Raw genomic sequence first — 11,893 nt, forward strand, 5'->3', positions numbered from 1 at the left:
AACCCCCGCATCGACGGGGATTTTCGTATCTGTTACAACGACTTTTGCCGCGTCTTTTGCGCAACTTCCCGTGTTTTCTCAACCACCTTGCTTACCGTTGTAGTAACCGCTTTATCCACCGCAGCCTCCAGCTTCATGAGTGATCGCATGCCAAAGCCCAGCCCCGTTCCAAACTGTTTATCAAATGCGGCCATGTCGCTTTTGGTAATAGATACCTTGCGATCCTGAAGGGCTGTTTGTCTGAAACCGGGATTTGTGCGCAGGCTATCAAGCAGCTTCGCTTTATCATCAGTGATAATTCGCAGATTAACCGCCGTTTTGGTCAGTGCGTTATGAAGCGCTTCCTGAGTGGCAAACTGTTTCTTCCATGACTCCATCAACGTGATCACATTATCAAACTGTTTATCTTTGATATTGAACATATTATTGGAATATCCCCACTCCATGTGTTTCCAGCTGGCCGCGTCCACCGTGACCTGCCGGTTATTTGCAAGACGTAGAGTAACCTTTGTTCCGTCGAGTGATACTACCGAGCCGGTCATTTTGGACGACACCCCCTTTCCGTCAGCACTCTCTAACTTGTCAGCGGGAACGGTGCGCGTGAAACGCAGGGTTTCCCCCTTCTGAATCTGTTTTTGCTCCACATGAAAGACCTGCACGGAGTTGTTACGGCTACCAGCGATATCAGCTGCGTTAATAGTTACACGATGCCCCGCCTCAAGCGATACCAGTATCAACTCATTACCGGCCTTGTTCACCGCCTCAACGGTATAATATGCGCCCTTCTCTATACCCGGTCGCTGGCTTTCAAACTGCACAACCTGGCCTGGCTTGTAGTTTGTCGCAACCTTCTTCTCAAATGGATCGAGATTCGCATTACGATAAAGTGCCGTCGTTAAAGGAGTACCCTGAAGAACCCCCTCTGACTGAAGGCCTCTGCGTATTTGCACATCGACCTTGTTGCGAGATAAGTAGTCAGGGATAACAATGGCTGTTTTAGCTCGGTCTTCTGGCGAGAGATTCAACCAGGAGTTTGCAATAACATTCAGCCGGATAGTGCGATCATTGTTTTGGTTATCGAGGTCGCGTACTTCACTCATCATCGGACTGACATGAGCAAGCGCGTCCTCAATTTTCCCCTGAGTCAGCTTATCTGTTGCCAGGTTAATCTCAGGGTTCAACGAACGATTCGCCTTGTCAAAATCAATGGTGGCGATCCCCTGCTCGGCCAGCAATGATGGCATGTTGCCCCAGGCTATAGAGTTCTCTTGTCGGTCGGCTACAAGCACCATCCTCGCCCCGACATATCTTGCCGCCTGCTGCAATCGAAGCACGTTCTCAGCCCCCATTTGAGAAACGTTTTCCACTACCCAGAGTTCCTTACCTGGTCGGACGGTTTGACCTGCCGCAATCTTAGTTTCCATCTGGTCCAGGTGCTGGTAGATATTGGCTGAGAACTTCATAGATTCACGCATCTGCTTAACCCCCTCGGCAGTAGTCGAAAATCCTTTCACACGATATCCCCGCTCTTTGGCGATATCCTTACCAATTTCTCTCATAACATCACGATGGCCACTCAGGTCGCTACCGGTGATGAGAATAGCTTCATCCCTGCTGGTCATCACTGTAGTCAGCGCGGCCTGAGTCGCCGCTGAGACAGGCTCAGCTATTCCCTGCCGGGCCTTATCTTCTCTCGCAGAAAGATAACGACTGACAACCGATTTCCCGGCAATGGGCGCATAACGATCCTTACCTTGTAGCATATGCCGCACAATCTGGGCTTCATTTCGAATGTTCTGTGGCATGGTGTAGTAATTCTCACTATTCACTTTTTCATGATTAATGTGAGAAAGCCCTACCTCACCCCGCATTCGCATGGCGTAAATAGCAGTCTCTATATCTCTGACATCATACGTTCCCAGCGTGTTTTTCAGCGTCTCAGCCACCAACGCAGAATGACTAAACACTCCCTGCTTGTTTGCCAGTTTTTGAGTGGCTATGTTCAGATCGGCATACAGCTGCCGGGTATCAGTAGATTCAGCCTGAAGGTGCTCAGCAGCTCGCTTCATACTCTTGGTGGAAAAACCCGTGAGCGATGTGGTTTTATTGGCGTCATGTTCAGAAAGGGCTTTAATTACTTTCCCAACATTGTCCACGTACAACCGAGCCTCGTAACGGGCGCGACTAAGGTTGACATAGAAACTACGCTCGTTGACCAGATTGCGCCGCCAGGACTCGATTTGCGCCATCACGCGATCCACAGTCTTTCCCTGAGCCTTGTATGACGTCATTGCGTAGCTATGTGAAATGTTATGAAGTTTTGATGAGTCCAGAGAAAGCTCTTTCCCCTTTTCATCTGTGAGGATGAACGTGCCTGTGGTCGAATCGATACGGGATACTTTAAATTCATCACCGTTACGCACGTTAAGATCTTTGCGCGACTTGGTAAAGACAACCTTTTCCTGTTCAGAAAAGAGAATTTTGTCCTCCCGAAAGACATCAATCGCAAACTTAGACTTACCGGTTATTTCTGATGGATTGAATTTCCTTTCCTGACCATCTCCGCTTTTAAGCAATAACTCCTTACCGGAAACCTCTGCTACCTTCCAGAACTCCCCTTTATTAAACTCACCGTGATCAAGCTGAAACTCAATAATCTGACCAAATCGGTAATACCGGCTGTCAGTACGTTCAGCTTCATTAAGGTTTTCGCTGAGCAGGCTCCGCACAGCAACTTCATTGGCCGATAGTTCACCATCATTAACACGCTTTTCATGCACGCTCGCGTTAAAGTCCTGGCGTCCCTCATTATCAGGGATAATGACCAACGTTTTTTCCCGATCCGCCTGAGAGAGAGCCAGATAGTCATCGAGTATGCTGTGTTTTTCCATGTCATAAACGGAATCCTTCAGACGAGAAAACGCCTGTGAAAAATTACCGCTTATAGAGTCGTACACCGCAGCACGCAGCTGTTCATCTTTCTGACGAATAATGGTCTGGACACTGGACGTTTGCATACCGAAGCCCTGCAATACGGCAAACGGGCGACCCCAATCTACTGATTCCATTTGTTTCTTATCGCCAAGAAGCAACAATTTTGCATTGCTTCGCTCAGCTTCCATTATGAGGGCATGCTGATTGTCAGCCCCAACAAGACTCGCCTCATCGACAAGCCAGATTTCACGGGTGCTGACAGTGCCTTTCATGCGCCGGTACAGGAATGAATCTACCGTGCTGGCTGGGATGCCTGTTTCCTTCGCGAGCGTCTCTGTAGCGGAACCGGTTGGCGCTAATCCCTTGAAGCTAAAGCCTTTAGATTGACCGTAACCAATCAAACACTGGAGTAACGTAGTTTTACCGGTTCCGGCGAATCCCTGTATGCCGGATACCAGGTCTTTGTTTGTGGCCGCATCGATAATCGCCTGCCGCTGGTCTGGCGAGAAAGCAAAGTGTGAACCAAATTCTACGGTCTTTTCTGCTTCAAACTGATCGATGTATGCAGCGATACCGGAAACATCACCGGCGGCCTGACGCGACTCCTTACCACTAAGCATGGTCAGGACCATTTCACGCTCTTTTTCGAATGCTTTCGGCGTGGTGTAAGCAGCTTCTCCATTTCCTGCTCTGGAAGTACGGGGAAGCAGCTCCCCGGAGTTGACCATCGCCCGGAGTATTTGTTCTATATCACCAGGTAGAGCCTCGCCTATTGCAAGACCCATTGCCTCACTCATTACCCTGCTGTGCGTAAACACTGCTTCGTCTGCCGCCTTAACTTTATAGGCAAGCCTGACGTCATGGAGAATCGCCGTCAGCTCGCTCGCTGAAAGGTCCTGATGGCTGATGTACTCTCGTGCATACTTCTCTGTAGCTCGCTCAATGCCGTTTATGTTCGCAATACCAGAAAGTAGGCCTGCATTCGGCAAGGGGTTGCCGGGACTTACCTCTACTCCTTCGCCACGCTCAATATGATTCATATTTGTATCATTGGAGGGTGTAGAAAAATCAGTTTCATTTCCAACCAGATGCTCCGGCGCTACTGAGTGACTATTTTCTTTAGGCCCAGAAACGCCTGTAACCGCTTCAGAAGAGTTTTCTCTTTCCAAAGAAGGTTGAGGGTCATCTAACCTTTTAAACGCCTTAGCATTGTCATAGGAGCGGTTAATAACCTCATCAAGTGATACCCCACTCTCTTTAACTGTTTCTTCCCATGAGGCTTTCAGCTCGTCATATTCCATGTGCGTTTTGGACTCGCGACTATACAATGCCGCTTTCTCCATAGACTTAGCATCAAACAGCCCATACTGCTTAGCCGCCTCAAGAACTTCTTTGCGACGTTTAGAGAACGCATCTAAAAGAGAATGAGGAACGCCTTTTATATCCCAAAGGCCAGTTTCATGATCAATTTCGAGATCGTAGCCTAATTGCTTTACTAATTTGGCTAAATGAGAACGATAAACCAGACCAATTCCAAGCTGATTTTCAAACATTTTTAAGGTTTCAAGGCTTCGCCATTGCCCTGATTCATCCATCACTGCATTCATCACGACATTATGTGAGTGTAACTGCGGATCATGTTTTCTCGATTCAGTATGGACGTAGCTTGCATATACCAGATTATTAACTTTGGTGTATTCAGTATTACCGCCATTTGATATACGCGTTAATGCATATTCTTTCTCTAAAAACTTCATTGTTTCAGCTGTAGCTTTAATGTGCGCATCAACTAAGCGCTTATCATTACCAGCTAATGCTAACACCGAAACACTTTTTGGGGCTGATAAAGTAAAATCCCAGGCGGGAACATGTGAAATTGTTCCATCACCGCCGTTTTTACCCAAATGAATTTCGGGACTTATACGCCCCTCAAGCATTCGAACAAAATCATCTGATTCGACTGGCCCCTCCAGACCTAAAATTTCAGCGCCAGCACCGCCCCATCGAGACGTAATATCACCGCTATCCTTATCATAATATTGGTCAGGCGAATTATAATACGAAGAAGCCTGAGCAACATTTGTAACTTTAGCAACACTAAGCATTACATGCCTCCTGGATATTCATGCTGGTCAAATGACTTCTCATTATTTCGATTAGTCACGTCATTGTTACTGTTTTTCTCCGTATTTGATTGCTCAGTTGAGAATGAACTTTCATACTCCGCCAGAAAATCGTGAGCAACCTGCGTATCAAATTGAAGGTTAGAGAAATCCCCTTCTTCATCCTGTTCATCTGCATCAGACTGTTTCTTATTTGCAGCGTTCATAGCCTGAGCTACTGCATTCATCTGCGTGTTCGACTTTACAGATGACATGGCCTGCGCGACGGGATTCGAAACATCGGCGTTCGACGTCGCCTTACTGCCATCCGGCGGTGCAGAATTATCAATAACTTCATCCAGGACTTGCTCCTGCGTTTTACCCGCATCAGGGTTTGGCTTACTCCCTTGTTTGAACTTCTGCGGTTCACGCTTCTCTCTGGAGTTTTCTTTGTTAACGATACTGACTACATGCTCAGGGGAAATCTCATTCTCTTTGGACAGCTGCGAAAGGAAGGAGGTATCGTTTAATGCTTCATTTTCAATGATGCCTAGATGTAGTTCTTTCATATAGTCGTAAGGGAACTTGATTTTTGCTACTGGCAAGCCGCGACCTAACTTCAGATAACAGGTGTTATCCGGTAATTCTGTAATCTGGCTTCTCAGGATAAGATTTCCTTCTTTGTCCTGACGATTTATCGATGTTGCATCACGAACATCATTAGCGCCGTAACTCGTATTTTCTGACGATTTCTCCGTCTCCTGATCACCCAACTGGTCAGCTAACCATGCAGCCCCTTTACTACCATTGATACGAAATGCGGCTATTGCGCCTATGCCATCTATCAGGATCTGACTTTTCTTTTCACCGTAGACAACATCAGTCTGAGCATTTGACTGAAAGCCCAAAATTGGGAAGCCGCCGAATTTTCGGCAGGTTGACATGAAATCAGGCAGCGAGGGGATCTCCTGAAGAGTACCTGCTTCATCGATGCTCGTACCAATTAAACGGTCTTGAGATGGTTCGAGAGTCAGAATTGCCGACAAAGCAGATTCGATCATCATGGTAATCATCGGCCTGAGAGTATCCTTCATATCATCACGGACAGTGATGAATACCCAGGTATCAGATTCTTCATCCTGCGCCCAATTCTTGAAGGAAAAACGTGGGCCTGTAGGCAGAGCAAGGTGTTTAAAATTTCTGGTGTAAGCTGTGATAACCGCCCTTACTGAACCGGCCAATTTGTCGAGATCTAAATTCATAACGTTACGAGCATCTGTCGTAGCTACAACGTTGGCAATCTTATCGTTTGGCATACGAAGAATGATATTCATCAAGTGCTCGACTGAGGGAACGTCATAACGCTTTCCAAGTTGTTCCAGCAAGGCTGAAAATAACAAGCGTGGTGCCTCAATCCAGAATGGATCTCCGCCCCCATTGTTATCTGGTATAGCGGCTTTCGCCATACGGTCATACATGGCCGGATTTTTCCCTTCAGCCCAGAAATCCCATGAATGTGATCGGGTATCAAATACGTTCAAAATTACATCTTTTCCTGGACGATAAAAACGCTTAACAAATTCACCAGAAATATCATAAAGCACTGCCTTTCTTTGCTGTGCTCTTAGCTGGCGCAGCAATTCCCTGATAATGGTGGATTTACCTACACCAGGAGAGCCAAAAAGGGCTATGCCGGAGTTTTCCTGATAACGTACAAAAGGTACATTCGCGATAGATATACGAGAAAGCCGACCATCTTCCTTCACCCTATCGTTAGCTGCTTCAATCAGTTCTTTTACAGTGGTAAGTTCAGCACCTCGGCGGTACTCATCCTTACTTTCCTGCTTACCTTTGTTGAGAATAAATCGGAAGAGATACCAAGCCACAATAAGTGCGACAATTGATGAGATCACAAGGCTTAATATCAGGTTGGATATCAACGCATCAGCATGATTTTGCATTGTCGGTGAGCTGACTATCTGAGCATCCATCACCATGACTTTACGGCCATCAGGTAGCTCAAGCGTGGTTTTACCCTTCTTAAGACCAATGACTTCTACTAATGTGTAGGAATAGCCATATTTTAACCCCATGTACCAATCAGTCTTATCAGTGATTTGGTAAGTAACGGCGGTGGTGGCAATAACAAACACGCATAAGACAATCTTGAAGTATCTCGTCAGAGTTTGGTGCAACATACGGATGAAGTGCATCAATACCTGACCGCCACGGTTTAGGTCCGATACGGTACTTTTTTCCTGCTTCTGGTCGAGCATAATTAGTCCTCCACGCCCAGCTGTTTCATGATGTTGCTTACGCGTGCATTGCTTTTTGAGAAGATAAATTTACTGGCAATCTCTGTTGCAGCATCTTCACTGAGTTCAGGATTTGCACTCATGATGATGAACACCGCCAGGTGAATAATGTTGTAGGAAGAGGACAGTACATGTTTAAGTGACACGTCTGCTTTGAAGGTTGACGTTCCAGCATTGGTTAGCTCATTGATGACTATTTTTTTTGCCAGCTCATTTACAGACATTCCCCTTCTTGCAGCTTCCTTCTGAAGCGCTAGATCCAGCGCTCCAGATAAGCGGAATTGAATCTGCTGCTTGGTCTTAACGTTTCCCATGTGTAAAGCACCTCCTTTGATGCATATAAATGATACATATTTGTATCACAGAACAATGTATACATCCATTTCCCCAGACGTGCCGGGATATTCACTGTTATTTCTCGACGTATGTGTATACCTCAGTGTGTATACGCCTCTCAGCCTTTGTCCTTCGCGGTCTTTAAAGGGGTAAACATGGAAATGTATACAGATTCGTACATGGTGGGGTATACCCCCTAAAGCTAGGCGCAGCATGGCTTTAGGCTCAGCATTGTATAATGCGTGGGGTGTGACGCGATTTTCTGGACTTGCTCAGCGCACAATATCCTTTTGCCTGGTTGTTCTACTCCAGCCTATGTCCCCTTCACTGTTCTCCAGCTTTGCACATAATCACTTAGGTCAATCTCTATGACCTGGAATGAGCCTGCACCACTGCGGGGGCGCAGGGATAACTCTTGTAATCAGGGGGCATCTGCGCAGCAGTGCGCCCGGCCATCACCACGGCGGCAACCTCCTGCGCGGGGCGGGAACGGTCACGCGCCAGCGCGTCACCTGCCGTCACGATCTGCATCCTGCCCGAACGCTGGCGCGGCGCTCCGGCTGTGCCGGACACCAGGGGGCATCTGCGCAGCAGTGCGCCCGGCCATCACCACGGCGGCAACCTCCTGCGCCGGGCGGGAACGGTCACGCGCCAGCGCGTCACCTGCCGTCACGATCTGCACCCTGCCGGAATGCTGGCGCGGCGCTCCGGCTGTGCCGGACACCAGGGGGCATCTGCGCAGCAGTGCGCCCGGACAGCACCACGGCGGCAACCTCCTGCGCGGGGCGGGAACGGTCACGCGCCAGCGCGTCACCTGCCGTCACGATCTGCACCCTGCCCGAACGCTGGCGCGGCGCTCCGGCTGTGCCGGACACGAGGGGGCATCTGCGCAGCAGTGCGCCCGGACAGCACCACGGCGGCAACCTCCTGCGCGGGGCGGGAACGGTCACGCGCCAGCGCGTCACCTGCCGTCACGATCTGCACCCTGCCGGAACGCTGGCGCGGCGCTCCGGCTGTGCCGGACACCAGGGGGCATCTGCGCAGCAGTGCGCCCGGACAGCACCACGGCGGCAACCTCCTGCGCCGGGCGGGAACGGTCACGCGCCAGCGCGTCACCTGCCGTCACGATCTGCACCCTGCCCGAACGCTGGCGCGGCGCTCCGGCTGTGCCGGACACCAGGGGGCATCTGCGCAGCAGTGCGCCCGGCCAGCACCACGGCGGCAACCTCCTGCGCGGGGCGGGAACGGTCACGCGCCAGCGCGTCACCTGCCGTCACGATCTGCACCCTGCCCGAACGCTGGCGCGGCGCTCCGGCTGTGCCGGACACCAGGGGGCATCTGCGCAGCAGTGCGCCCGGTCATCACCACGGCGGCAACCTCCTGCGCGGGGCGGGAACGGTCACGCGCCAGCGCGTCACCTGCCGTCACGATCTGCACCCTGCCGGAACGCTGACGCGGCGCTCCGGCTGTGCCGGACACCAGGGGCCTCTGCGCAGCAGTGCGCCCGGTTATCACTACGGTAATGGCGTTACGAATTGCGATAAGAATATAAATCTAATGATTTTGCGCATGCGCAAAATTGAGAGCGCGAATCCGCTCAAAATTGCGCTCAGAAAATGGTGATCCATAGCTGTAGTTGTAAGCATGAAACTAAACGTCTATGATACATTGATGTATCATAGAAAGAGGTGAATATGGCTGTAATCCAACCACGCGGGAAAGCCACGAATAAACGTTTTCAGTTTACGGCCCCGGCAGAACTAATTGACGAATTTAACCAAAAGAAGGAGCTGCTAGAGCGTACAGATCTATCAATTGATATGACAGATGATTTCATTAAGGTTATTAAGGATGCTATCAAGACTATAGACAAGCGCCTGGCTGAAGTTAAAGAAACACCAGAACAGACTGACAGAACTGGTGTAAACACCCAGCAACCGGCATAAAAAAAAGCAGGCTTAAAGCCTGCTTTTAATTTATTTTGAAACGTATTTTAGATTTTTCTCCAGAGCTTCATAAAAGCCAGGTTCAAAATCAAACGCTCGCCAGTGTAAATGTCCGTTTTCTCTAATTTCAACTCTCGCGCTACCATGAGCAACAACATCAGGTGCAACAGTTACACCTTCTTTTAGATTTGGATATAACGCGATAATAGCTAAAGTTTGCTCATTCATTTATGTTTATTTCCTCCCGAATAACGGCGGGTGTCCGTTTGGCTATGTGCCTTTAATCTGTGAAGTATTATATAACATAATATATTCATCAGCCAGTAATATTTACAAAATGTAAATTTAATTGTTTGCGTAATTTTCCGAAAACGCTTTATAAAGGGCGACCCTGAAGAAAATCCAACCACCATAAAATTTCCTTTAAGTCGCTAACCTTCATAGCTGGTAGTTTAGTCTGTTTACCACTTTTCAACTGTTCCGCTATGCGGCTATAATCGCTTTGTGACATAGTAGCCTCTCCGCTATTTTGTTGCATTGCCGGGCTGTTACAGCAGCCCGGCCCCCTATCACATTAGCCCTGTAATTCTCTTAGTTCCTTGCCGATCTCCCCATCTACGCCATGATTAAAGAAAAAGTCGCGGCTAACTTTCCAAAGATCACCGCTGATATACGCCGCAACGGTGCAGCTCTCTGGCACAATTTCCTGACCATACTTTTTCCTGAGATTATCAATAGCTTTCTGCGTGAATTCTTCAGAGTAATCTCTTGAATAATGTAAATAGTCAACGCCGCCGTAAATGTCAGTGAAAGGTGTGCTGTTGCTTTCATGAATATCTGCATACATATCATAATGACCGGTTTTATATTTACCGATGATATCCTGTACCTGGTCTTTAGTTGGGCCATCAATCCATTTAACAGATATCGAGTCATACCCTGTTTTACGGACTGAAAATTTTGTAGCCGGATACGAGGCCTTAAGTTCAGTCCGCATGTTCTTCGCCACTACGGCAGCATGAGATCGTGAACTACTGCCAATTTTTTCTAACCCGCTGTATTTCGGATCACCGGTTAACTGCACTTTTTTCAAAGCATATGCTGCATCTGCTTCGGCTTTATCCTCTGCTGCCTTTTTCTGAGTAGCTATAACCACTTCGCGTATACGTTCAATTTCCTCGTGGCTTTTCACTTCGTCAAAGATGCGCCATTGAACGCCCCGTAAAATGCATTCCGGCAAGCGCTTAGTTTCTGACCCACTCTCAAACAAAATATCGAATTCAGCCTTACCACCGGATACCATAACGCCGCCAAAATGGACCCGTGAAGTTGCAGGGCTTTGCTCACCATAGATAGCGGAAACCACACCATTTCCCAGGCCGTAAAGCCCTGTGTAAACCACCTGGCCGACTTGGACAATGACGGTTTTTGGATCGAAAGTCTGACTAGTCATTCAATTTACTCCTCCCGGATTACGGCGGGTGTCCGTGTGGGCGTAATGCCCTGTTTCTGTTAGTTATTATAGTAAATCCGTTCCGGTTCATCCAGTAATATTTACATATTGTGAATTTATTTTCTTACCACATCCCCGCGCAGCAGCTGCACCGTCCAGGAAAAAATCGGGGGTCCCTTCAGGGTTCCGATTTTTATCCTTGACGGCTCTCCCCCGATACCCTGCCGGATGGGGGAGGGTTCCCGCAGGGAGCCATCCCCCATGTAAGACCGCCGTTGACCTTCAGCAAGCCCCGCAGACATACACCGGCGCTCATGGCCGCACCACTTCCCTGGAGTTCGCCAGCGGCGAACGGTGGAAGCGCGGTGGCCGTCAGGCCACCTGAAGCGATGCCGTTGACCTGGGCGAGGGATGGAAGCCCGAAGGGGAGAGACGCGCAGCGGCTCTATGCGCAGCACGACAGCCCGGTTCTCCGGCTGCGCCGGGGAACGCCCCTGCAAAAAATCATACCCGTTACATGTAACGAAAAAGAAAATTCACAGCAGCAGGAGTAATACGATTAACAGCGGGACTGCCACCACTGAAGCGAAGCGGCAAAGCGATCAGCGGTGAGTGATGACGGCGGTTGCCGCAGGCAACCGGCGCGGGTGTTGACGTTCGCATGAGGCCGTCCGTCCGAAGGATGATTTTGCGCATGCGCAAAATCACGCAAAGCGCAGGCCGTACCCGTGAGGGGCATGCCATACAGCAGACCGGGTGAAGCCCGGTCTTCATTTGCCAGGCTGAATAAAAGCCCGGATTAGCAGG

Annotated in this window: 8 protein-coding genes; 3 read left to right on the forward strand and 5 right to left on the reverse strand. The window is 49.2% G+C overall.

Annotated elements, in window-relative coordinates:
- Positions 1 to 32: 32 nt before the first annotated feature.
- From mobF to IB212_RS23645, 3 genes are read right to left on the reverse strand one after another with little or no spacing between them, the layout of a single operon-like run.
- Positions 33 to 5,039, reverse strand: coding sequence for a MobF family relaxase (mobF, locus tag IB212_RS23635; protein WP_188246155.1), 5,007 nt, complete (start codon positions 5,037 to 5,039; stop codon positions 33 to 35).
- Positions 5,039 to 7,312: a type IV secretion system DNA-binding domain-containing protein gene (locus IB212_RS23640; protein WP_188246154.1), complete on the reverse strand. Its 2,274-nt coding sequence runs from the start codon at positions 7,310 to 7,312 to the stop codon at positions 5,039 to 5,041. Before IB212_RS23640 ends, mobF begins: the two co-directional genes overlap by 1 nt.
- Positions 7,313 to 7,314: 2 nt before the next feature.
- On the reverse strand, positions 7,315 to 7,665 hold the full coding sequence (locus IB212_RS23645) for a hypothetical protein (RefSeq protein ID WP_013087388.1): 351 nt from the start codon (positions 7,663 to 7,665) through the stop codon (positions 7,315 to 7,317).
- Positions 7,666 to 8,065: 400 nt separating this feature from the next.
- Here IB212_RS23645 and IB212_RS23650 point away from each other — a divergent pair, with 400 nt between their 5' ends.
- Together IB212_RS23650 and IB212_RS23655 are read left to right on the forward strand one after the other, a co-directional pair.
- Positions 8,066 to 9,310: a hypothetical protein gene (locus IB212_RS23650; protein ID WP_409033789.1), complete on the forward strand. Its 1,245-nt coding sequence runs from the start codon at positions 8,066 to 8,068 to the stop codon at positions 9,308 to 9,310.
- Positions 9,311 to 9,381: 71 nt separating this feature from the next.
- Entirely contained in the window at positions 9,382 to 9,633 is a 252-nt protein-coding gene (locus IB212_RS23655; RefSeq protein WP_188246037.1) for a hypothetical protein, read from the forward strand.
- A gap of 30 nt (positions 9,634 to 9,663) precedes the next feature.
- Here the strand turns inward: IB212_RS23655 and IB212_RS23660 are convergent, their stop codons facing one another.
- On the reverse strand, positions 9,664 to 9,861 hold the full coding sequence (locus IB212_RS23660) for a hypothetical protein (protein WP_108376739.1): 198 nt from the start codon (positions 9,859 to 9,861) through the stop codon (positions 9,664 to 9,666).
- A 346-nt stretch (positions 9,862 to 10,207) separates the two neighbouring features.
- Complete coding sequence (locus IB212_RS23665) at positions 10,208 to 11,086, reverse strand: LPD29 domain-containing protein (RefSeq protein ID WP_188246036.1); 879 nt, start codon at positions 11,084 to 11,086, stop codon at positions 10,208 to 10,210.
- A 314-nt stretch (positions 11,087 to 11,400) separates the two neighbouring features.
- On the opposite strand from IB212_RS23665, the gene IB212_RS23670 reads away from it, so the two are divergent.
- The gene (locus tag IB212_RS23670) at positions 11,401 to 11,640 is read left to right on the forward strand and encodes a hypothetical protein (RefSeq protein WP_409033790.1); all 240 of its coding nucleotides are present in this window, start codon (positions 11,401 to 11,403) and stop codon (positions 11,638 to 11,640) included.
- The last annotated feature ends 253 nt before the right edge of the window (positions 11,641 to 11,893 follow it).

The sequence above is a fragment of the Enterobacter sp. E12 genome (assembly GCF_014596715.2).
Taxonomy (GTDB): Bacteria; Pseudomonadota; Gammaproteobacteria; order Enterobacterales; family Enterobacteriaceae; genus Enterobacter; species Enterobacter bugandensis.

Excerpts from the sequence above, each read along its gene's own strand:
- mobF (WP_188246155.1), bottom strand. The coding sequence starts at position 5,039 with ATGCTTAGTGTTGCTAAAGTTACAAATGTTGCTCAGGCTTCTTCGTAT.
- IB212_RS23640 (WP_188246154.1), bottom strand. The coding sequence starts at position 7,312 with ATGCTCGACCAGAAGCAGGAAAAAAGTACCGTATCGGACCTAAACCGT.
- IB212_RS23645 (WP_013087388.1), bottom strand. The coding sequence starts at position 7,665 with ATGGGAAACGTTAAGACCAAGCAGCAGATTCAATTCCGCTTATCTGGA.
- IB212_RS23650 (WP_409033789.1), top strand. The coding sequence starts at position 8,066 with ATGAGCCTGCACCACTGCGGGGGCGCAGGGATAACTCTTGTAATCAGG.
- IB212_RS23655 (WP_188246037.1), top strand. The coding sequence starts at position 9,382 with ATGGCTGTAATCCAACCACGCGGGAAAGCCACGAATAAACGTTTTCAG.
- IB212_RS23660 (WP_108376739.1), bottom strand. The coding sequence starts at position 9,861 with ATGAATGAGCAAACTTTAGCTATTATCGCGTTATATCCAAATCTAAAA.
- IB212_RS23665 (WP_188246036.1), bottom strand. The coding sequence starts at position 11,086 with ATGACTAGTCAGACTTTCGATCCAAAAACCGTCATTGTCCAAGTCGGC.
- IB212_RS23670 (WP_409033790.1), top strand. The coding sequence starts at position 11,401 with ATGGCCGCACCACTTCCCTGGAGTTCGCCAGCGGCGAACGGTGGAAGC.